Consider the following 22,792-nt stretch of genomic DNA (forward strand, 5'->3'; position numbering starts at 1 on the left):
ATATATATAATATATATTATGGATACATTATTTAAAATAACTGCGGTTCTTGGTGCATTAGCCTGGATGCCACAAATTATTAAATGGATTGTGAGTTGGCTTAGGAAACCCAAACTTAATATTATTTGCGATAATGAAGCCCAAGTTGGTTATATCGCATTTGGCTCCGTTCTAAATGTGAATTTATCATTCATTTCAAAGCATAAATCTTCCTTGGTAGAGAATATGGAGTTAATAATCAAGGATAATAATAATTCTACGTATAATCTTAATTGGGCTTGGTATGGAGAAACCTATTATGAGCTAAAAGCACCATTTGCATCTGCAACGATGGGTAAACAGCAGAAAGCTATAGCTTTTGTTTCATATAGGGATGCGTTGGTTGAAAAACTTGTAGGATTCCACTCGGTATATTTTAGAGAGAAGAAAAAAGAGTTGATCAATAAAATTAATCAGCTGATTGAAAATCAAAAATATACAGGAAATATAAATGTGGATACTATAAAACAATCAAGTGAATACATCGATTTAATGCGATTGTGTGATGACTCTATAATATGGAAGAAAGGAAGTTATACGGCATCATGCAAAGTTTATATAGCAGGCAATAAGTCTCCATTTATCTATAATTTTAAGTTTTCACTAACTGAAACAGATATTAGTAACTTAAAGAGTAACATTAAATTAGCGAAACTTATTATTGAGAAGTCTTATTTCCCTGATGAGAATAAAATTGAGGACAATTGGTTATGGGCAAGTCCTACAATAGAAAAGTTATAAGTATATATACTGAATTTACCGCATTTATGAGACGAATTAAAATATTCATAAGCAGTGTACAGAGTGAGTTCTCGAAAGAGCGAGCTATGCTTTGTCATTATATCCGAACAGATGTATTGTTGGGGAAATTTTTTGAACCTTTCATTTTTGAGGAGGTTCCAGCGAATGAGTATCCGATAAGTCATGTATATTTGAATGAGGTGAAACTATGTGATATATACTTGGGCTTGTATGGTAATTTGTACGGATATGAAGATGCAGAGGGTGTTTCACCGACAGAACGAGAATACGATTTAGCTGCGGAATTACATAAGAGCCGTTTAATCTATATCAAGAGCATTAATGAAGACGATAGGCATCCAAAAGAGACTGCTCTGATAAAGAAAGTGGAGCGTGATATTGTTCGCAAGACATTCGTGGATTTAGAAGGATTACGTACATCTGTATATGCATCATTGATTCGTTATCTTGAGGAAAAAGAATATATAAGATGGCGACCGTTCGATGCCTCATACGACAATGGAGCTACACTTGATGATTTGGATGAGGATAAAATACGTAGTTTTCTTCAAGTTGCCCGTTCAAAACGAAATTTTCCACTTTCGGTAGATACTCCCATAAAAGAGTTGCTTACTCATTTGGATTTGATTGATGAAAACGATAGGATTGCCAATGCTGCAATTCTGCTTTTCGGCAAGAAACCTCAGAAATATTTCATACCTTCAGAAGTTAAATGCGTTCAGTTTTATGGTAATGTGGTGAGAAAGCCTATGCCAGCATATCAGATTTATCGTGGAGATGTATTTGAATTGGTGGATCAATCAACGAGTTTTGTAATGAGTCGTGTGAATAATTGGGTGGGTACTCGTGATGAAGGAGAAACAGCATCTGTTCCAACTCATCCTGAATTGCCTATTGATGCAGTTAAAGAAGCGATTGTCAATGCCATTTGTCATAGAGATTATACGAGTAATGCAAGTGTTCAGGTGATGCTATTCCGGAATAGGCTGGAGATTTGGAATCCAGGACAACTACCGTATGGACTCACGGTGCAGAAACTTCAAGGACCTCATAAGTCTCTGCCGACTAATCCATTGATAGCCGATCCGATGTATTGGAAGGGGTATATCGAGAAGGTTGGTACTGGTACAGAAGATATTATTGAGAAATGTCGCGATTATGGGTTGAAGACACCGGAGTTTTACCAGGAGGAAGATTTCAGAGTAGTCATTTGGAGGACAGAAGAGCAAAGCGATCCAAAGCGATCCAAAGATGATCCAAAGATGATCCAAAGTGATCCAAAAGAAGTCGAAGACCTTATTGGACTGATAAAGAATAATCCTTCTATATCAAGGGCAGAACTTGCAAGAAGGCTTGATTTAAGTGAACGGCAAGTTCGTAAGATAATGGGGCAATTACGAGCAGATGAAAGGCTGACTAGAAAGGGAGGTAAAATAGGAGAATGGATAATAACTGATAAATAAGATAAAATAGCCAATCTCTTTGCCCTTTATATCAAAATACAATTTAAGGGACATTGTCTCGGATATGTGAATGGAACTACCGTACTTCACCTTAATAAAAAAGCATTGCCCGAATTTGAAATCAGAATACCCTCCGAATATGAGGCAAGAACGATGAACGCCACCTTTGCCATTTTGAGCAAATGGCAAAGGTGTTACAAGAAAATGACAGGCTTATTTGCCTTCGTGACACACTTCTTCCGAAACTAATGTAGGGCAAGCTGAAAATCAAAGAGATAGAAGCTAAACTAGGTGGTCAAACCAACTGCTAAATTCTCATTTATCTTTTTTTCCGCCTCCAGATTACCACTAAAACCAATAGTATCCCAACGATCAGCATCCCGGTAAATACAGGTTTCAGACCGATTAAGGTATTCCGGTTTTCTTGCGCCGGCTGATAAGAAACCTCTTTTTTCAACACCACCGCATTCTGCCTATGTTCGGTTTGCACTTCCCGGGTCCTGTCCAATTGTTTCTGATATACTTCACGGCCATTTTCAGATATATGAGAAATTACAAATTTCTGCAATTTCTGATTATCGCATACAAATCCGGAACAGGCCGGTCCATGCTCACTGATAAACCGGACATGCAAGCCGGATATTTCCCTCAATTGCTCCTCCGTTGCTTTCCAGTATCCTTTCCGTGCTGTTTCTAACATCACTGCTGTAATCTCCTGCAACGCTGCCGGATTTTCCGCTTCAAAAAAACGGTGTATCCCCAGATTGAACTCATCTTTTACATACACTTGATAGATACGATCCCAAATATCGTTTCCTATCACCGAAGGCTTCATCACATTCCATCCGAAAGTATTCCGGATCGTTTCACCAAAAAGAGCGGCCGACGAAGCACCTCCTTTCATTTTTTCACGAATATACTCAGGATTAAAAAGAGTAGTACGTCCTTCTACCCCTATCGCCTCTTTCAGGTCCTGCACGCGCATGTGGTTCCTGTTCCGGTAGTCACTCAAATAAGTTTCCGGATCCTTACCCGTAATCTGCCTTATCGTAAGATTCAGACCACCCATAAACTCATAAACATGATCCAAACTCAAAGCTCCCCATGTATTACTCTGACGGGGTTGAACAACCACATCCGCATCATGTAGAGCCGCTTCAAAAACTTCTTTACCATACTTACCCCAGGCTTTACCGTCACTGTACATCATCCCCATATTCACTAGATAACGGGCAGCAATCTCGGATTCCTTTTCCCAGGCATCTCCTTTTTCCACCAATCCTGTGATTCCCGTTCCATAACCGGCTCCACCGAAAACACGTACTGTCGACAGTTCACGGGCTTCTTTCGGAGAGAAACCTTTTTCCAACAAAATTCTTTCTGATTCTACCGTTCCTTCCGACACATAATTCCCGCAAGTGTCATTTTCCGACTGAGCCACCATTTTCACAGCCTTAGTCAATAATTCCAAACGGGAAGCAGCCACATCACGTAATTGTCCGGAGGTCTGAACCACAACGTCTATCCTCGGCCGACCCAGTTCAGCCGATGGAATCAAACGCAGATCTGTCACACGATTCATTCCGTCACGAACAGGGGCAACCCCCAACATATACAAAGCCTGAGCCAAAGTCGCTCCCTCAGTTTCGATAAACTCCCCCGCCCAAAAAGTGTAACTGACTTTACGCGGATATTCACCATGCTTACGATAATACCGGTCGAGCGTGGACTTGGCCAACGCCTTCCCTTCGTCCCAGGCCCTCACACCAGGTGTTGCTTCGGCATTAATACCGAAGAGATTACGCCCGGTCGGCAGTGTATTCGGATTACGCACAGCATCCCCTCCCGGCGACGGAGCTATAAATCCACCGTTCAACGCATTCAACAACGAACGCATTTCCCGTTCCGGAGACTCACGCAATTCCTGTACATACTGTTGTATATTTTCAGCTGTCCGCTCAATCTCCCCAACCGCCTGTGCAAATTCTTTTTCTTCCGCCGGAACTTCCGGCATCTCCGCTTTTTTCCCTTCCGCTTCCGCCTTTTTCCGGGCTTCAATCCTTTTTTTCACCCAATCCGGCATCTTACCGACTTTCGGAATTCCGGCCGGCATTTTCATTCCTCCCTCACTTTTTTTCACGCCTTCGGAAATATTATTACCTGCTTCCGAAGCCATCGCCATCATCTCACTCATCGACAATTGCCGCGGACTTACAGCCATTTCCGTCGCTTTCGCCCGCATCACATCTTCCATATTCACCCCCAACTCCCCGAGCGACAAATTGCTGCCAGTCCGTAGTGCCTTTCTCACCAACTGACGGGAATCTGACAAATAGTATCTGGATATAAACACATTATCATTATATTGTTCCGGTGTAATTTTCCCTTTCTGCCGGTCAAGCCGGGCCAGACTATAGGCCAGTGGCTCGGCACTCATGGCAACGACAGTCTCCTCCATTTCTTTCCCGGCATACACTTGCCCCATTGTATAAAGCTTGCCCGTCATCTTTTCATTGGCAATTTCTTCGGCAAAACTCTCTACCTGCCGAATCTCCTGCTCTGTACTCGGTATAGTAATCACACTATCCAGCTGCAAATCATGATGTAATCCCAATGCAACCACCTTCCGCTTAATCTGCAATGCCACCTCCTGTCGTTGTACTTCCGAAGTCCGGTCGTAACGAGCAATCAAGTCGAAAAGTTCTTCATACTGTCCGCGTGTACGGCTCTCCATAAACGGAGGTGTCAGATAAGACACCAGTGAAGCATACGTCCTTCGCCTGGCTACGATCCCTTCACCCACATTTGCAATGGTATAATAATAAAAATGCGGTAAAGTTCCTACCATCCGGTCTGACCAGTCCTCCCGCGACAGAGCGGCCTGCTTACCCGGCGTAAATTCCAGGCTACCATGCGTTCCGAAATGGATTAAGGCATCCGCTTTAAATCCGTTCTGAATCCAAAGGTAAGGAGCCATATAAGCATGAGGTGGTGCCACCTTTGCACCATGTACAATCTTAAACTCATCATCCCCGGATGCCGCAGGTGGTTGTGGCATTAAAACCACATTTCCAAAATGCAGACAAGCAAACGCCAAAGCCGGTTCACCATCTTGTTCCCCAACCATATAACTACCGGGAGCCTCTCCATAACGCTCCACCACCTCCGCATATTTTTCCGGAGTCAACACCTTTTGCACCCACGCTTCATAATCCGATTTTTTTATCCACTCAGGATGTCCCGTCGCCATAAACTCCGCAATCCGTCCCTTCGCATAACTACCGAAAACACTACCTTCCCGTTGGAGCATCGCCTCGAATTCCTTTTCCGTTTCCGGAATACCCTCTACTGTATAACCTTCCGCTTTCAACCGTTTCAGCAATTCATACAACGAAGGTGCCACTTCCAACCCTGCTGCTGTCAGAGCACTCTGTCCCGGTCCCTTCAGATAAACAACAGCAATACGTTTATCCCGGTTTGGCATCCGCTGTAATTTCACCTGCCGGCAAATTGCTTCTACCAAATCATCTACCCGGTCATCCACCGGCACAAACTGATAATATCCGTTTTCATCGGCATCCTGAACCGACAATACCTCCGGACGCCCTCCTCCGTCAATTTCCGGCAGCACGACACTAGCCGAAAGATAACTACCTGTCAACCCACGCGGATCAGCTTCCCACTCCTGCCGTTTTTGCAGCAAAGTCAATGGACAAAACAAAGGGATATTCCGCTCCTCAAGCCACTTCACTGCCCGATCGCCTCCCAAACGTCCCATCGGCAAATAAATCACGGCATCCGGTGATACTTCTTTCAACATTTCCAACCGTTTCCGCGCCGCATGAATCGGATAAACGTTCATTCCGGCACGCTCCAAACGGCGAATCAAGGTATCTACATTTGCCCGGTTACCGCTCAAAGGTGAAGTCATCCCGGAAACAAGAGCTACGGAAGGCGCTCCTTCCTTGTAAAAACCATGCTCGCGACAATAGCTCTTGTACCCGTTCAAGTCCGTGAAAAAATTTTCCTCACCCAAATGCCAGTAATAATCAGAAGGCAAATGCACCGGTCTGTCTACTGCCGGCGCAAACCACTTCCGCCGGTCCAATGCCGTCCGGCAGAAACCCAGTAAATTCTTATAATTCGTTTTATTTCCATTCCCGTAATAATCACCGATCAACTCCTGCTGTAAACTATCTACATGATGGTTTGCAATAACTCCCGATGGAAAAATCAGTGTATAAACCGCCGTTCCCTTAGCTCCCGCCGCCTCAATATCCGCCGCCTGATCACCATTCAGCCGCAACCCCGGTCCGAAAAACAAAGCTACATCATAGCGGCCTATTTTTGCGGCCTCCTCTACTGTCAGCACATCCACCCGTACCCACCGGCTTTCGTTCGCCAACGCAATACTCGATGCCTGATAAGCGGGGAAATTAACCAGAGCCACCCGTGTCGGCGAAACATAGCGGATATAAACCGCCCACAAACAACACAATACGACAACCCCGGCAACCACCCGCCGCACCGTTCTACGATGCTTATATATCCCTGACTTTAAACTCATAACACACTACATTTATAAATTAAGAGTATCCCCGATAAATCATCTCTACCGGGGACTAATCATACTACTATCTAATAACCACTTTAACGTGCAGGATAAACAAATTCAAAAATAATCTGACTACTTCCGTAAGAACGCATAATCAGTTTTGCTTTCGTTGTTCCGTCGGCACACAGGATACCGAATACATTGTTATTGTACTCATATCCCCCTCCCATACCTGCTACATAAAACCACGTTCCTTCCACCTCATGGCATACAAAAGCCGGATTGATGGCTGTTTCTATCTCTTTCTGCGAAGACATCGGACTATTCTGTATGGTAGCTGTTTTATCCTTCTCATACCCGCTGGTCGGCAGATTGGGCACATCGTCGAACTCCGTCTTATTCATGTCCAAGGCTCCGCCATTACCTTTGCAACCTTCCCCGCTGTTCGTCCGGATATAATTCCGGTCAAAAGCGATATCCCACTCCAAACTTTCAGCAGCTTCCTCGTCTGTCATATCAACAAGCTCTCCCTTAGCAAAAGAATAATAATGCCACCGGTGGCCGCCCATATAATTGCTTACCACCGTATCTTTCGTCACGCCTGCCGGAGCGGGCTCTTCCGGTTGTTCCGGCTCTTTCGGCTGTTCGATATCGGCATCCTGCTCTCCGTCATAAATATAACGGAAAGTTATATGTCCGCTGTTTCCCATTTGATCTTTGTAGGTATCGAAAATCACCTTAGCACAATTTTGTCCGTCTGCCGACCGGAAAATGAAAACATGATGGTTATAATACCAGACGCCTTCCATATATTTATACCATGCCCAACTATTAGATCCCTCACACTCTATCTCCGGATTATAAGAATCCTTACCATTCTTTCCCATCGTAGTCATAATACTCAAAGAATCGTCTACTGTAAAAGCTGCATTTTTGTCAACAGTAACAGCATCAAAACCGGTTTCTTCGGAATCGATACATCCTCCTTTACCTTTACCTGAAGTCCCGCTGTTCGTTTTCACATAATAACGGTTGAAAGCGACATCCCAATCCAAACTTTCATTAGGTTTTGCCGGAGTTTCTATAAAATTTCCTTTCTTAAAAGAGAAATATTTCCATCCACTTGCATAATCATTGGAAAAAAAAGTACGGGTTCTTTCCCCCTCAGTCGTTTCGCCGCCCGGTAATGTTTTTTTCTTATCATCATCGCAAGCGACAGCAGCCAACGCCAATACAACGCAGGCCCACTTCATCAAATTCAGTCTTAAATTCATGCTCTTCATTTTATTGATTAATTAGAAAACTATTTATCAAAAACGTAATATCAACGAACCGAAAAACCGCCGTCCCGGGTCGTAAATAATACTCGTATCGACGAAATCGAACAGATTATCGACACCACCGGTCACCGACAGACGCATATATTTCCATGTCCAGGGTGTATATTGCGCCGTCAGTTTCCACATCGTATAACCCGGTTTGGTCCGGGTGGTAATCACCTCCACTTCCTGCCCGGAATCATCTGTTTCTGTCCGTCTGCTCTTGGAGATTCGCTTCGAATCCCAGCGTCCGGACAAGGTTACAGCCCCTTCGTGTTTTAACAATTTACCATGCAGCGAAGCACTCCAATTCATCGCATGTTTCGAGTTACCGGACAATTGCAATCCAGTCTCCTTATTCAAAGCATCACAGAAAGCATAGGATGTCCGTAAAAGCAATGCCGATACCGGATAATACGTTGCTGTAGCCTCCGCCCCCCGGATACGTACCCCCTTGACATTTTCATAACGAAGCTCTGTCCCCAATTCTCCCGGCTTCGGATCCTCTATATCCACATTATAACTATTGATCTTATTGTCCACCGTATTTTGATACAACTCAGCCGTCAACATCAACCGTCCCTGCCAGGTATATTCACCGGAAACCGAAAAATAATCGGAATGTTCCGCTTTCAGATCGGGATTCCCGATATTATGCGACACGCTTCCCATATTAAAATCCGAATACAACTCTGTCAGGCCCGGAGTCTTGAATCCCCGGCTGTATCCTGCCCGGATCTTGAAATTACCCGGAGAATACATCAGATTTATTTTCGGTGTAAAGGCACTCCCGAATTCGGAATTGTGTGTATAACGGAATCCGCCAATCACCTCCAGCCGATCGGTAATCATCCAGTCGGCTTGCGCAAACAGATTGGCATCGTCCATATCCCGGATCGTTTTTTCTTTACCATACTGCATTTTATTATAGTTTTTCGTCCCGTTCCATTCGAACCCCTTAACGATCACCAAATTGTCCCAGGGCTTAAATTCATCCACCAAACGGACGGTCTGCTCGTGTGACCAGGCGTTCGTGCTATCCGGAAGGTAGAGAAAATCATATACTGTCTTACGTGTATAAAAATCTCCTGCATAAGTACCGTACAATTTATAGCGGTCATTAAAAGCATGTTCGGCGTTCACCTGTAGTGTTTTGGTCAGACTACGGTAATGTGTCGGCGCAGTACTTTCCCAGGGATTTTCCACTTCACCCCAATACAACGAACCTTTCACCGTGATGCGGGAATACTGGTTATTCCAACCCAATTTCTCTTCGATGGTCATATGGTGAGAAGGATTTTCTGTAAAAGATTCCGGAGTTTCCGGTGTCAGGTCATATCCATCCGAAGAAGTACGATTGAAAAGTGTCTGAGCGTAAAATCCTTTGTATTTCATCCCCACTCCGGCATCTAATTGCAAATCGTTGTACTTTCCATAACGCACCTTCGCCCAGCCTTCCAGCGGACGTTTCGGTATATCCGTGATGATATTGATAACCATCCCCATCGCGCTCGATCCATACAAGGCCGAAGCAGCTCCCTTCAATACCTCGATTTTTTTGATATTGGCAGTCGTCAACCGGTCGAAATCGATCGGTCCGCCCGGTGTCGTCGACAAACGTTCTCCGTCTACCAGGATCAAAATATAACTGTTTTCCAACCCCTGTACCTGAATATTATTTCCACGAGGATCGGTATTAAAACGCAAACCGGGAATATTATACTCCAACACATCGATCATACTCTCGAAATCGTTCCGTTGCAATACTTCCGATGGCACAATCCGTGTCATTACCGGCGTTTCAGCCACTGTTTTTTCCGTTCGCGTACCCGTTACCGTCACCTCATCCAGGTTCAGCAGGCTTTTCTTCAGCCGAACGACCAGATTCCCGGTGACATCCGATTCCAATACCAGTGTCTTCGTCTCGTATCCCACAGAACGCACTGTTAATTCAGCAGGCTGATTCACAGGCACTTCTACCTTGAAATAACCCTTCATGTCACACACCGTTCCCCAGCCCAAACCAGTTACACTAATCGTCGCCAGCGGAATCCCATCACCGGTATTTTCATCAACCACCTGTCCGGACACCTTTGTCATCCGAACCGCACTCTCCGGGATCTCCGGTGCTACGGACTGCTGTCCGGATAGCGGAATCCCCCACAGCATAAGCACACCGCCTATGACCCACAAAAACTTTTTCATGTCTATATTTTGTTGAATAAACACGACACCCATCAAGCAACGGGCATTTACTCTACCTCTTGATTTGTATCCGTCATTGTTAATAAAAACAATAGCTGTTTATGTTCTTCATTCATTGTTCTTGATCCACGAAAACAATAAAGATTGTCCGATTCCGGCAGGTTTTCTGACTTTCTCCGTCTACCTCGCCTTCCCGGACAATCTCCAGTGGCATAAGGTGAGTAGATATTTCCAACAATATGGAAAGAGATTACAGCAACGGGCATTGTTCCGGATTTTCACCGGATTCCCTCACATTTCATACAGAAAATATGAAATTCACCAAAATCGATGTGAAGATATAATATTTTACAATGAATTTCTTGAAAAATAAGTTAAAATTTTTATTCCGGTATATAGATAATTTCTCCATTTTCTAATTCGTAAGCAATCCCTATTTTCTTTCCCTTCTTTCCAACTTCTCCCTCACTGTCAGATGGTTTATACCGATTTATTTTTTCCCCTTCTTTGGTAATGATCTCCATATTTTCTTTTCCCGGATTTTTTACAATTGTAAAATCATCCTTCGAAAAGATCTCTGTCATATTAAACTTGGTGACCAAAGCCACCATCAGCGCTACAGCAAATACCATAGCGACATCGAACAGATTAGACAGCATCCCTACAGGATCATGTTCCTCCCGATGATTAAAATGCCGGCGACTCATCGGATCTCCTCCTTTCCTGCCTGTTCCTCAAGCCTTCCGGCCAATCCCGCCAAAAAATCCAGATTCAACAGATCCCGGTCGATCCACCGTTGTTTCACTTGTAACAAAATATAACCTATCCCACCCGAAAATAATCCGATAACAGTGGTTGCAAAAGCAACCTGCATATTATAAGCCATCGATGCCACATCCCCGATGGAAAGCCCCACCAAGGCCGGTCCCATAGGGATTAAAGTACCCATCAATCCCAGAATCGGACCAAATTTCGTCAGATTTTTTGCAATATTCAAACGGGCACTTTCCTGTATTTCATATCCGCCGATCAGACGATCCCGGTGAATGGAAGTCATCCCGTCAGCCAACAACTTCCGGGCGGTAAAGACAAAAGGAGTCGGTTGCATTTTCCCCAAATCCGTCCGAAATCCATACACCTCCTCTTCAGCCATATTTTCCAACTTTTCATTCAAATCCCGTTCTGTTTTTTTACGTTCGAGATATTCCCCGTAAACTCCCCCTAAAAGAAACAAAGCCCGGATAAAAAAATATAACAAACCTACAATGACAGGTACCAACAAACCGTTAGAGATCCAAAACAATACATTCGAAATATTTTCCATGATTTAAAGATTTATATTCTGAATTTCATTTTTTACACTTCCGCCATTTCCACAGGATAAAACCTCCGAAAATCAAAAATAACATTACTCCGGCAACTTCAAGCGTCTGCCTCCAATCCGCCGTCCGGATGGCAGGAACCACTTGTATCGAAGGATGCAAGACCGTACACACCACAATCCCTGCCAAAAGAAATAAAGCCAAAAGAACGGTCAATTCCAAACGCAGCTCCACCTCAGGCAACAACTTCTTTACTCCCCAGGTTCCCCCGCTCACTATACCCAAAATACAAACACCGAACAGACCTGTCCCTTGTCCGAAACTCAGGCCAGGAAACCAATAAAAAAAAGAGAAATGAAGATAAAATAAGACAGGGAAAATAATTACCGGTGGACAATACAATAGCATTTTTTCCCAAAACTTCAGAGAACCGCCGAACCGGTATTGCATAGCAACCCGGCATTGGAAAGCAGTCAGTAAAAGATCCGCCATAGCCCACAGGGAAAGATCCAGTAAAGAATCATAATCAGAAATCCACCGGTCAAAGACAGGCTTTCCCAGTTCTATGACACAATCATGGACTGAAACGATAAAAACCACACATATGCAACCAAATACTAAAACACACCGTTTCCCGGGCCACAAACTCATCACCCACACCGACTTTACCAGTGCCAATATTGCTAAAAGCAAGAGGATATGTTCCATATAAAATTCAAAAACAATATAGTCGCATCAATTAAATCTTACAGACAAACTGACATAAAACGAACGACCGGGATTCAAAGTCGAGTAATTACTATTCCAGGGGCGGTCGTCGACTTTGTCGAAAAGATTTTCCACCCCGAACCCCGGTTCCAATACCACCGATTTCAAGTTAAAAGAATGCCGGGTATTCAGATCCCATTGTGAAAAACCGGGAGCAGGATCGTAATAATAGGTCTTAGAGTAGCGCCCTTCCTGGATGCGACCGTTAAGGTTGACATTCAGATGATATAATCCCCAGCGGTGTCCCCAGCGGGCATTGGCCGTCCAGACATTTTTCACACTTTTATCGATCGGTTCCTGAGTTGTCTTATCTTCGGTATCCATAAAATGATAACTTCCCCCCACCGAAAAACCGGCTCCGGCATATACATTCAATACTGCTTTTACCCCTTTTACCTCAGCCCGGCTTATATTATCCCGCTGTTGGGCCTCATTGTGTTTACCATACCCCAACTGTTCGGCTATAGCCGGATCGATTCCCCGGTAGTTGATCATATCCCGGATTTTATTGATATATCCGGATACAGAAAACGAAATTCTATTGTGTACGTATTCTGCATTCAGCATAAAATAATCACTTTTCTCGGATTTCAGGTTAAAATTAGGAATCGTCACCATATCCGTCGTTTTCGCCACATCCGTGGCATACAACTGGGATAAGGTAGGAGTCCGGAAACCGGAAGCATAAGATGCCCGGAAATTCAGGTCGCCCCACTTATAACTCAAGACAACATTGGGAGTAGCATAGTTTTTAAAAAATTCGTTATAGATATACCGCAACCCGACCACAGCCTGAAAATTCTTCCACAACCGGATTTCATCCTGCAGGAAAAGAGCCATCGTATACATATTTTCCCCATCCAGATCATCGGTAGCACTCATCAATGTCTCTTTCACATACTCCATACCCACAGAAAACTTTTGTGCCTGTCCGAGTTTAAAAATACCTTTTAACGAACCATTGTAATAATGTACTTTTTTCCGGGTATCTTTCCCCCGGGAAGCTTCTCCGGGCTTACTGACCGAGTCGTAACGCGAAGTGAAATTATCGGAATAAAAATCGGCATCGATATAAGCAGATTTATTGATCATATATTTAGCTCCTGCGCCATAAGTATACGTTTCATGCTCCATATTGTATTTATACACCGATGCCGGCCGATCGTTCTCCCAATTATAATACGTACCCCTTATCCCCAGGGTGAGACGATCGTTCACCGCATAGGTAAAACGTTGATTCACTGTATTGGAATAAAAGGCTGTCGAAGCTTCCTTATCCGTTGCCTTGTCTTTTTCCGGATTACGATATTTCCGTTTTGTCTCTTTATCCGTCGCATAAGCAGCCTCCAAAGCATTCAATTGCCATCCGTCGGCCTGCAAGCGTTGATAGGAGGTATACGAACCGAATTTACCCCGGTTAAAATCTGCATTCACAGCCTCCGAGAAACGCCCCTTACTCCCATAACGGGTATCACTGGAAACCTGCATCACATTCTTCGCATCGTCGGTAATAATATTGATCACCCCTCCTATCGCATCGCTTCCATAAAGCGCCGAGGCAGCACCGTTCAAAATCTCGACCCGCTTGATGTTAGCGACATTGATACGGGAAATCCGGTCATCCCCGGCCAGCCGGCGCCCATTTTCCAACACCAGTATATAATCGTCATTCAGGCCGTTCAAACTCATGGTTGTCCCCATACCGCTCGTCACAAAAGCAAACGAAGCATTCATCTTAGTCAATACTTCTTCCATGGTCGAGAGGTTGGCTTCCCGGATATCCTGAGCCGTAATAACCGATACCGGCACCGGGCTGTCTTTCATCCGCCGGTGTGTTCCCGTTCCGGTGACTACAACCTGACCGATATTGATGTAGCTGTTTTCCAATTGCACAACGACCTGGCTTTCCCCGCTCTTTACCGTAACCGATCTGGGAGCATAACTGACATGAGTCACCCGCAACTCATGGGTTCCTTCGGGCAGATTCCGAAGGACAAACTCTCCTTTAGCATTGGTCGAACAACCCGCAAGACTATGGTCTACCCGGATATTGGCACCATCTACCGGATTCCCGGATTCAACACTCACCACTTTACCGCTGATAGTCGTTTGCGACCATACCTGACCAATGACAAACAACAAAACGCTTGTCAGCGCACACCACTTTTTCATTAATCGATAGAAAATTAGACATTTAACGATCACATTTCTGACCCCGGGAATGCTTATTTTCTGTATAATTCCGGCAGGTTTCCTGACTTATCCCTGAAAAGCGACCTTCCCATCCTCCATTGGACAGTGGCATAAGAAACTTATCAATTACGGGATTCACAGTAGCGGGCACTATTCCGGATTCTCACCGGATTCCCTTTTATGTAACGGATGAAATCTATTACATCACCAAAATTGCAGTAAAGGTAGAAAAAATTAAAAAAATCTCCTGCAACAAACCGGGAAATTATTCAATGAACTGGAAACGCCCAGGAAGCCTACGACTCAGGAACGACAGTCGAACCGAATCCGGTCTTGTTAAAAGCGAAACACCGGTAAAAAAAGAGATGGCGTTTTATATTATTCTCCTATTACTTCGGGCACGTGTTTGTTATTTTATTTGCATGTGTTATTTTTGTAGTTATGAAATGGTTATTATGAAAAATTTATTTAGAACAGTCAGCGTGATTGCTTTAGCCGGCTGGTTTTTAGCGTGTTCAGAGAAAAAGAGTGAGTCGTGTTACGAAATTATTCCTGCCCCGCTGGAAATCCGGGAGAATTTTTCAGGCGGGGAATTCGTGTTGGATGATGGCGTGTGTATTGTTTACCCGGGAGAGAACGTGGCAATGCGCCACAACGCTTTGTTTCTGGCGGATTACCTGAAAGCGGCTACCGGACGGGATTACCGGGTGGAAACCGGTTCGCGCAGGAAGAAAAATGTAACGTTACAATTAGATTCGAGTATTAAAAATCCGGAAGGGTACCGTGTGAATGTGTCTGCCAGCGGAGTAGTGATTGCCGGGGCAAGTGAGGCAGGCGTATTCTATGGCATACAAACGTTGCGCAAGGCTATCCCTGTAAAGGCGAACAGTGTTCCCGTATTAACCGCTGTCGGGATAGAAGACGAGCCGCGTTTCGGTTACCGGGGGGTACATCTCGATGTGTGCCGCCATTTTTTCACGGTAGACGAGGTGAAGAAGTTTATCGATATGATGGTTTTGCATAACATGAACCGATTACATTGGCATATTACCGACGACCAGGGATGGCGCATCGAGATAAAGAAATATCCTGAGTTGACAACAGTAAGTTCCCGTCGCACGGAAACGGTGATCGGGCATAATAGCGGTAAATATGACGGTAAGCCGTATGGCGGTTTTTACACGCAGGAGCAAGCACGGGAAATAGTGGACTATGCCGCCGAACGCTATATTACCGTGATCCCCGAGGTCGATTTGCCGGGACATATGCAGGCGGCATTGGCCGCGTATCCGTATTTGGGGTGTACCGGAGGTCCGTACGAAGTGTGGAGAATGTGGGGAGTGTCCGAAGAAGTGCTTTGTGCAGGGAACGACAGCGTGTTGACTTTTATCGATGACGTATTGACAGAAATTATGGAGATTTTTCCTTCCGAGTACATTCACGTAGGAGGAGACGAGTGCCCCAAGGTGAGATGGGAAAAATGCCCGAAATGTCAGGCCCGTATCAAAGCATTGGGTATCAAAGGTGACGACAGGCACACGAAGGAGGAATATTTGCAGAGTTTTATTATTTGCCACGCGGAGAAATTTTTAAATGAACACGGGCGCCGGATGATCGGCTGGGACGAAACACTGGAGGGCGGTTTGGCCCCGAATGCCACGGTGATGTCCTGGCGCGGGGAAGGTGGAGGTATCGAGGCCGCACGCCAACATCATGATGTGATCATGACTCCGGACACTTACTTGTATTTCAATCATTACCAGAGCAAGGATACCGAGGAAGAACCGGAAGCGAATGGAGGTTACTCCCCGCTAGCACACGTGTATGGTTACGAACCCATACCTTCAATGCTCACTTCTGACGAGCAGAAGTTTATCAAAGGCGTGCAGGCGAACCATTGGACGGAATATATCACCACTTTCCCGCAATTACAATACATGGCTTTACCGCGCTGGGCGGCTCTTTGCGAAATTCAGTGGAGCCAACCGGAGAAGAAAGATTACGCTGATTTTCTAGAACGATTGTTGCGGCTGACTCGTTTGTACGATGCCCTGGGATATAATTACGCGAAGCATATATTCGATGTGACGGCAGATTATCGCGTTAACACGAAAAACGGGACGGTGGATATTTTCACGGGCACGATTGACGACGCACCGATTCATTATACGCTGGACGGGACGGAACCCACGGTTCAGTCGCCGGTGACGGCGGGGGTGTTGTCTGTCAGTCAAAGCGGAACGTTTCGGGCGATGGCGGTGCGTCCCTCAGGAAACAGCCGCGTAGTGACGGAAAAGATCACTTTCGGCAAATCGACTTGCAAGCCGATAGTCGCTAACCAGCCCATAAACGAGCAGTACAAGTTCAACGGAATCACGACTCTTGTCGATGGTTTGCAGGGGAATGGCAATTATAAAACGGGGCGTTGGATCGCTTTCCGGGGTAATGATATGGATGTGACGATCGATTTATGCCGGGTTGAGGAAATCTCTTCCGTGACATTTCACAATTGCGTAGAAAAAGGGGATTGGATATTCGACGTGCGTTCCGTGGCCATAGAGGTTTCGGAGGACGGGAAAAATTTTGAGCGCGTGTTTTTCGGGGAATACCCGGAGATGCAGGAATCCGACCGTAACGGATTGTACGTGCATAAGCAGACATTTGCCCCGGTGAAAGCCCGTTACATGCGGATTATGGCTTCTCCCGAGAATGTAATGCCCGATTGGCATCCCGGGAAAGGTTACCCGGCGTTTTTGTTTGTGGATGAAATAGTAGTGAATTAAAGAAAGATTCGGAAGATATGTCGTTTGTACGGAATTTGTTTTTCAGCGTGTTCCTGGGTGTCTGGGGAACATTGTCGGCACAGGAGGAAAGGGTGATTCCTGTCCCGAGGGAAGTACTCCCGGGAACGGGAGAGTTCCGTATGTCGGAAGTTACGGCATGGCACACCAATCTGAGTGGAGCGGAGAAGGAAAGTTTAGTCAATTACGCGGCAGCGGAGTTATCTACGGGGAGACAAGAATGGCACGGAAAAGATCATACGGGCAAGGATGTCGTATTTTTTCAAAAAATATCCGATGCGGGCATTCATCCCGAAGGGTATGTTTTGGAAGTTAAACCGGAAATAGTGACGGTATCGGCCTCTACCGCAACCGGTTTGTTTTACGGTTTGCAGTCATTGCTGCAATTGATGAAGCCGGATGAACGGGGAGGCTGGACAGTTCCGGCCGTGACGGTTAAAGACTCCCCGCGGTTCGGGTACCGCGGATTCATGATAGATGTTTCGCGTCATTTCCGCCCGAAGGAGTTTGTCAAGAAGCAGATAGACGCTATGGCCCGTTATAAGTTGAACCGCTTGCATTTGCATTTGACGGATGCCGCCGGTTGGCGTATCGAGATCAAAAAATACCCGAGGCTCACAAGTTTTGCAGCGTGGCGCCCGGAAGCGGAATGGAAGAAATGGTGGAATACTGCCGGTGGACGCAAGTATTGCGAGCGGGAGGATCCTGCCGCTCAAGGCGGGTATTACACGCAGGAGGATATCCGGGAGCTGGTGCGTTACGCGGCGGAACGCCATATCACGATAATTCCTGAGATAGAGATGCCTGCCCATTCGGAAGAGGTATTGGCGGCTTATCCCGGTTTATCGTGTGCGGGTGAACCTTATAAGGGGTCTGATTTTTGCGTGGGTAACGAGGAAACGTTTACTTTTCTGGAAAATGTACTTACCGAGGTGATGGCGCTTTTCCCGTCGGAATATATTCACATCGGGGGCGATGAGGCTGGCAAACAGGCATGGAAGAGTTGTCCGAAATGCCGGCGGCGGATGGCGGACGAGGAGTTGAAGAACGAGGATGAATTACAGAGTTATCTGATTTGCCGTGTGGAGAAGTTTTTGAACGGCCACGGGCGTAAGTTGTTGGGATGGGACGAGATCATGGAAGGCGGGTTGGCTCCGAATGCCACGGTGATGGTGTGGCGGGGCGAGGAAGGCGGAGTAAGGGCCGTGAAAGCCGGGCATCGTGTCGTGATGACTCCCGGAAAATTTTGTTATCTGGATAGTTACCAGGATGCACCGCAGTTTCAGCCGGAAGCAAGCGGGGGGTATTTGCCACTGGCTAACGTGTATTCGTATGACCCGGTATCTCCCGCGTTCACAGAGGAAGAGGCGAAATTGATTTATGGCGTGCAGGGCAATTTGTGGGCGGAGTATATCCCTACCGATGAACATTACGAATATATGGCTTATCCCCGTTTGTTGGCTATCGCTGAAGTGGCGTGGAGTGAACCTGCCAACAAGTCATATCCTGATTTTCGCGGGCGGGTATGCCGGGAGATCGGATGGTTGCGTGACCGGGGGTACCATCCTTTTCCCCTGGAGCAAGAGTTAGGGGAACGTCCCGAAGCAAAGGAAAGGGTCGTTCATTTGGCATTGGGGAAGCCGGTGGTGTACAATGCTCCTTATAACGAACATTACAAAGCGCAGGGGGATAAGACCCTGACGGATGGCATCCGCGGGGGATGGACGTATTCCGATGGTGCGTGGCAGGGATTTATATCGCGGGACCGCCTCGATGTAACTATCGACCTGGGGAAAGCCATTTGCATAACTTCCGTGGAGGCAACTTTTATTCAAGTGGTGAATCCCGAGGTGTTTTTGCCGTGCGAAGTGATCGTTTCTTTCTCGACAGACGGGAAGAATTTCGTGGAAGCGAAGCGAGAGGAATACAAGGTATCGAAAGAAAAACCGGTCTGCTTTGGAAACTTCGGTTGGACAGGATGTGCCTCGACCCGTTACGTGCGTTACCAGGCCCGTTCGGACAAGGATTTACGCGGTTGGTTGTTCACGGACGAAATCATCGTGAAGTAAAAATGAATCACTATCTATTGCGGAAAATATGCATACATCTCAATTTCTCATCGGTGCAGCTTCGTCGGGCAGCGGAAAAACCACTTTCACGCTGGGATTATTGCGTGCGCTGAAAAACCGCGGTCTGAAAGTACAACCGTTCAAATGCGGCCCCGACTACCTGGACACCAAACATCATGCAGCTGCGGCCGGGCAAACGTCATATAATTTAGATACCTTCATGGCTTCAGCGACACATGTACAGGAGGTATATGCCCGGCATAGCCGAACGGCAGACATCTGCATCACCGAGGGGGTTATGGGACTTTTCGACGGATACGATAACATGGCAGGTAGCAGCGCCGAACTTGCCGGCCTGTTGCATCTTCCCGTTATCCTCGTGGTCAATGCCCGGTCGACCGCTTACACCGTCGCAGCAATCCTCTATGGTTTCAAACATTTCCGTCCCGATATCCAAATCGCAGGAGCTGTATTCAACTTCGTCGGTTCCGAATCGCATTACACCTACCTGCAACAAGCCTGCCGGGATGCCGGCGTCGAAGCACTGGGATATTTGCCCAAATGCAAAGGCATCGAAATACCCTCCCGCCACCTGGGCCTGAACATCGATAGTGAGTTTTGCTTCGATGAATTTGCCGACCGGATCGCCTGTCAGGTGGAACAGACGGTGGATATCGACCGTTTGCTGGATATTTGTTCCTGTGCAACTGCCCCGTCGTCCTGTCTTCCGGGAAAAACAAACAGCCATGCCAGTGACATGTGTATTGCCATCGCCTGTGACGAAGCTTTCAATTTCATCTATCCGGAAAATTTACGTGTACTGGAACAAAAAGGCAAACTCACTTTTTTCAGTCCGCTGTATGACAGTGAACTTCCCGTCTCCGACCTGGTGTATTTACCCGGAGGCTACCCGGAATTTTACCTTTCCCGTTTGAGTGAAAACCGGACGATGCGGCAGTCGATACTGAATTATTGCCAAAACGGAGGACACCTGTTTGCCGAATGCGGGGGAATGATGTACCTCGGAGAATATATTACCGATACAGACGGACATTCCTATCCGATGTGCGGTTTTTTACCGCAAGGAGCAACGATGGAAAATATGAAATTAAAACTCGGATATCGCAAAATTTTTCTGAACGGGCAGGAATACCGGGGCCACGAATTCCATTACTCCCGCATAATCCCGGGCCAAAGCCCCCTGCCATCCATTGCCCGGGTAACGAATGCCAAAGGAATGGAAGTCGATACGCCGGTTTATCGTTCCGGGCATGTCACTGCCAGCTATATTCACTTTTATTGGGGAGATCTTCCCCCGTTCTTTATTTGATAAACACACATAGGTAAACCGCAACGATCGATACTACCGTAAGGAGAGTTACCATGTGATTCACCCGGACTGCGATCCGGAAATCGGCATAGCTTATTTCTCTGTCGTTATCCCCGATATAAGGCTTCTCGACCAACAAACCGTGATAAACGTGTGCACCGCCGAACCGGCAATCTAAAATTCCCGCCATAGCCGATTCCGGGAAACCGGAATTCGGGCTGGCATGCTGGTGGCAATAACGGTAAATAAACCGGAACAGACCGGGACGATAGGCTACCAGGGCCATAAACAAAGCAGTCAACCGGGCCGGGATATAATTCAATACATCGTCCAAACGGGCTGCCATACAACCGAACTGCCGGTAACGCTCATCTTTATAACCGATCATCGAATCCAGGGTGTTTACCATCTTATAAGCCATCATAGCCGGAAATCCGCCCAAAGCATAATAAAATAAAGGAGCCACAACCCCGTCACTCAGATTCTCTGCCATCGTTTCGAGTACAGCTGTATATATTCCCTTAGGCGATAATTCCGACGTATCTCTGCCTACAATCCAGGACAGGCGCCGGCGTCCCGCCTCCACGCCCTGTTTTTTCAATATATCGACGACTTCTCTCCCTTCCCGGATCAGGCTATGGTTAGCCAATCCATAAAAAACAAAGACAGACGCAACAATGCAGAAACACCAATCCCCAACGGCCAGTGTCCCGACGGTTATCCCCCAACCGGCCATACCGGCAAACAAAGGAAACGACAGTGCCACGACAGCCCCTTTCCATTTCCGGAATCGGCCGCAATTGAAATGCCGTTCCGCCCAAGAGATCATATTTCCAAACCCCACGACAGGATGCGGGATTGTCCGGGGATCCCCAAAGGCCAGATCCAGCAGATAACCCGCAATCAAGGGAAGAATAACCAGCCACACCTCATTCATAAGGCTCTAATTTGACTTTATCTACACTTTCCAATGCTTCCAACAGGAGCCGGTTTTTTGCCTCAGTCAGGGTATTCACCCTAAAATAGTGCGTATCCAATCCTCTGAAATTGGAAGCATCCCGAATCAATAGTCCATGTTCCTCCAACAGATATTTCTTTAAAGCCGAACTGTTGTAATCCGTTTCTACGAGAAAAAAAGACGTTCCCGAAGGCAAGGGACGGAATCCGGGAATTCGGGCCATCTGTGCAGCGAATTCCTGCTGCCGGATCCTTAACAAAGAAGCATCCGGCAAACCTTCGCCGCCATGCCGGAGCAAGAATTTCCCGGCTTCTATCGCCAGCGCATTCACAGACCAAGGCTGCCCGAAGCAAGCCACAAATTCGACGATAGCCGGATTTCCCAGCATATATCCCAAACGCAAGCCCGGAATAGCATAACACTTGGTCATCGATTTTATAACCAACAAATTCGAATATTCTTTCAGCAGTGATAAAGCCGACTCCGTCCCGGGAGCAAAATGAATAAACGATTCGTCGACAACCAGCACCATATCCGGATAATTTTTCACCAAAGCCGTAATTTCTTCCAGACTCCAGATTCGTCCGTCCGGATTATTGGGGTTACAAATAAACATCAGATTGGTATGTTCGGGAATATGCTCCACATCCACCTGCCCGACGAATTGGATATGATGGTCATACAAGGTACATGCATCTTCGTACTCCGTAAACGACGGGACAGGTATCAACGTACGATTACCGGAAAAAGCATGAGCCACCATATAGAACAATTCCGTAGCCCCGTTTCCGACCAAAACCTGTTCGGGAGTAAGCCCGTGGCAGGCAGCAGCCACCTTACGGAAAGAACCGGCATCCGGTTCCGGATAATGAAAAATACCTTCGAGATGCGTACTCAAAAAATCACACAAGGGACGGGTATCCGCTTCATACCAGACATTTGTCGAAAAGTTCGCTTTTATTTGCACCTGCGATTTATAAAGGTCATCCCCATGTCCGTGAATCATAG

The 22,792-nt window shown here is 46.3% G+C and carries 14 protein-coding genes and 2 riboswitches; of the genes, 5 read left to right on the forward strand and 9 right to left on the reverse strand.

Annotated features, from left to right (window positions below; all coding sequences use genetic code 11):
- Positions 1-18: 18 nt before the first annotated feature.
- Positions 19-780 carry a hypothetical protein gene (locus ODOSP_RS12270; RefSeq protein WP_013612619.1) on the forward strand — a complete coding sequence of 254 codons (762 nt, stop codon included), beginning with the start codon at positions 19-21 and terminating at the stop codon, positions 778-780.
- Positions 781-806: 26 nt separating this feature from the next.
- Positions 807-2,264 (forward strand): ATP-binding protein, encoded by a 1,458-nt coding sequence (locus ODOSP_RS12275; protein ID WP_013612620.1) that lies wholly within the window; start codon positions 807-809, stop codon positions 2,262-2,264.
- 319 nt (positions 2,265-2,583) lie between these two features.
- On the opposite strand, the gene ODOSP_RS12280 is transcribed toward ODOSP_RS12275, so the two are convergent.
- The 7 genes from ODOSP_RS12280 to ODOSP_RS12310 form a co-directional block, all read right to left on the reverse strand.
- On the reverse strand, positions 2,584-6,831 hold the full coding sequence (locus ODOSP_RS12280) for a cobaltochelatase subunit CobN (RefSeq protein WP_013612621.1): 4,248 nt from the start codon (positions 6,829-6,831) through the stop codon (positions 2,584-2,586).
- Positions 6,832-6,914: 83 nt separating this feature from the next.
- Positions 6,915-8,093, reverse strand: a complete 1,179-nt coding sequence (locus ODOSP_RS18890) for an HmuY family protein (RefSeq protein WP_049782911.1) — start codon at positions 8,091-8,093, stop codon at positions 6,915-6,917.
- A 36-nt stretch (positions 8,094-8,129) separates the two neighbouring features.
- A complete protein-coding gene (locus tag ODOSP_RS12290; protein ID WP_162609970.1) occupies positions 8,130-10,343 on the reverse strand; it encodes a TonB-dependent receptor in 2,214 nt (737 codons plus the stop codon).
- 139 nt (positions 10,344-10,482) lie between these two features.
- A riboswitch (cobalamin riboswitch) is annotated at positions 10,483-10,684 on the reverse strand.
- A 42-nt stretch (positions 10,685-10,726) separates the two neighbouring features.
- A complete protein-coding gene (locus ODOSP_RS12295) occupies positions 10,727-11,050 on the reverse strand; it encodes a DUF2149 domain-containing protein (RefSeq protein ID WP_013612624.1) in 324 nt (107 codons plus the stop codon).
- Positions 11,047-11,667, reverse strand: a complete 621-nt coding sequence (locus tag ODOSP_RS12300; RefSeq protein WP_013612625.1) for a MotA/TolQ/ExbB proton channel family protein — start codon at positions 11,665-11,667, stop codon at positions 11,047-11,049. The genes ODOSP_RS12295 and ODOSP_RS12300 overlap by 4 nt, the downstream gene beginning before the upstream one ends.
- 25 nt (positions 11,668-11,692) lie before the next feature.
- Positions 11,693-12,373 (reverse strand): hypothetical protein, encoded by a 681-nt coding sequence (locus ODOSP_RS12305; RefSeq protein WP_013612626.1) that lies wholly within the window; start codon positions 12,371-12,373, stop codon positions 11,693-11,695.
- Positions 12,374-12,400: 27 nt separating this feature from the next.
- The gene (locus tag ODOSP_RS12310; protein WP_013612627.1) at positions 12,401-14,605 is read right to left on the reverse strand and encodes a TonB-dependent receptor; all 2,205 of its coding nucleotides are present in this window, start codon (positions 14,603-14,605) and stop codon (positions 12,401-12,403) included.
- Positions 14,606-14,660: 55 nt separating this feature from the next.
- A riboswitch (cobalamin riboswitch) is annotated at positions 14,661-14,853 on the reverse strand.
- A gap of 228 nt (positions 14,854-15,081) precedes the next feature.
- Between ODOSP_RS12310 and ODOSP_RS12315 the strand changes: the two genes are divergently transcribed.
- Genes ODOSP_RS12315 through ODOSP_RS12325 form a run of 3 tightly spaced genes read left to right on the forward strand, consistent with a single transcriptional unit; the run spans position 15,082 to position 20,826 of the window.
- Positions 15,082-17,409 (forward strand): glycoside hydrolase family 20 protein, encoded by a 2,328-nt coding sequence (locus tag ODOSP_RS12315; RefSeq protein WP_041557387.1) that lies wholly within the window; start codon positions 15,082-15,084, stop codon positions 17,407-17,409.
- 17 nt (positions 17,410-17,426) lie between these two features.
- Entirely contained in the window at positions 17,427-19,496 is a 2,070-nt protein-coding gene (locus tag ODOSP_RS12320; RefSeq protein WP_013612629.1) for a beta-N-acetylhexosaminidase, read from the forward strand.
- 28 nt (positions 19,497-19,524) lie between these two features.
- Positions 19,525-20,826 (forward strand): cobyrinate a,c-diamide synthase, encoded by a 1,302-nt coding sequence (locus tag ODOSP_RS12325; RefSeq protein WP_013612630.1) that lies wholly within the window; start codon positions 19,525-19,527, stop codon positions 20,824-20,826.
- Here ODOSP_RS12325 and cbiB read toward each other — a convergent pair.
- Both cbiB and ODOSP_RS12335 read right to left on the reverse strand, forming a co-directional pair.
- Entirely contained in the window at positions 20,819-21,763 is a 945-nt protein-coding gene (cbiB, locus tag ODOSP_RS12330) for an adenosylcobinamide-phosphate synthase CbiB (RefSeq protein WP_013612631.1), read from the reverse strand. The genes ODOSP_RS12325 and cbiB overlap by 8 nt on opposite strands.
- Entirely contained in the window at positions 21,756-22,790 is a 1,035-nt protein-coding gene (locus ODOSP_RS12335; protein WP_013612632.1) for a pyridoxal phosphate-dependent aminotransferase, read from the reverse strand. The genes cbiB and ODOSP_RS12335 overlap by 8 nt, the downstream gene beginning before the upstream one ends.
- Positions 22,791-22,792: the final 2 nt, after the last annotated feature.

It is taken from the genome of Odoribacter splanchnicus DSM 20712, assembly GCF_000190535.1.
GTDB classification, from domain to species: Bacteria; Bacteroidota; Bacteroidia; order Bacteroidales; family Marinifilaceae; genus Odoribacter; species Odoribacter splanchnicus.

What these genes read in the sequence shown, in the direction of transcription:
- ODOSP_RS12270 (WP_013612619.1), top strand. Translation starts at nt 19, where the DNA reads ATGGATACATTATTTAAAATAACTGCGGTTCTTGGTGCATTAGCCTGG.
- ODOSP_RS12275 (WP_013612620.1), top strand. Translation starts at nt 807, where the DNA reads ATGAGACGAATTAAAATATTCATAAGCAGTGTACAGAGTGAGTTCTCG.
- ODOSP_RS12280 (WP_013612621.1), bottom strand. Translation starts at nt 6,831, where the DNA reads ATGAGTTTAAAGTCAGGGATATATAAGCATCGTAGAACGGTGCGGCGG.
- ODOSP_RS18890 (WP_049782911.1), bottom strand. Translation starts at nt 8,093, where the DNA reads ATGAATTTAAGACTGAATTTGATGAAGTGGGCCTGCGTTGTATTGGCG.
- ODOSP_RS12290 (WP_162609970.1), bottom strand. Translation starts at nt 10,343, where the DNA reads ATGAAAAAGTTTTTGTGGGTCATAGGCGGTGTGCTTATGCTGTGGGGG.
- ODOSP_RS12295 (WP_013612624.1), bottom strand. Translation starts at nt 11,050, where the DNA reads ATGAGTCGCCGGCATTTTAATCATCGGGAGGAACATGATCCTGTAGGG.
- ODOSP_RS12300 (WP_013612625.1), bottom strand. Translation starts at nt 11,667, where the DNA reads ATGGAAAATATTTCGAATGTATTGTTTTGGATCTCTAACGGTTTGTTG.
- ODOSP_RS12305 (WP_013612626.1), bottom strand. Translation starts at nt 12,373, where the DNA reads ATGGAACATATCCTCTTGCTTTTAGCAATATTGGCACTGGTAAAGTCG.
- ODOSP_RS12310 (WP_013612627.1), bottom strand. Translation starts at nt 14,605, where the DNA reads ATGAAAAAGTGGTGTGCGCTGACAAGCGTTTTGTTGTTTGTCATTGGT.
- ODOSP_RS12315 (WP_041557387.1), top strand. Translation starts at nt 15,082, where the DNA reads ATGAAAAATTTATTTAGAACAGTCAGCGTGATTGCTTTAGCCGGCTGG.
- ODOSP_RS12320 (WP_013612629.1), top strand. Translation starts at nt 17,427, where the DNA reads ATGTCGTTTGTACGGAATTTGTTTTTCAGCGTGTTCCTGGGTGTCTGG.
- ODOSP_RS12325 (WP_013612630.1), top strand. Translation starts at nt 19,525, where the DNA reads ATGCATACATCTCAATTTCTCATCGGTGCAGCTTCGTCGGGCAGCGGA.
- cbiB (WP_013612631.1), bottom strand. Translation starts at nt 21,763, where the DNA reads ATGAATGAGGTGTGGCTGGTTATTCTTCCCTTGATTGCGGGTTATCTG.
- ODOSP_RS12335 (WP_013612632.1), bottom strand. Translation starts at nt 22,790, where the DNA reads ATGATTCACGGACATGGGGATGACCTTTATAAATCGCAGGTGCAAATA.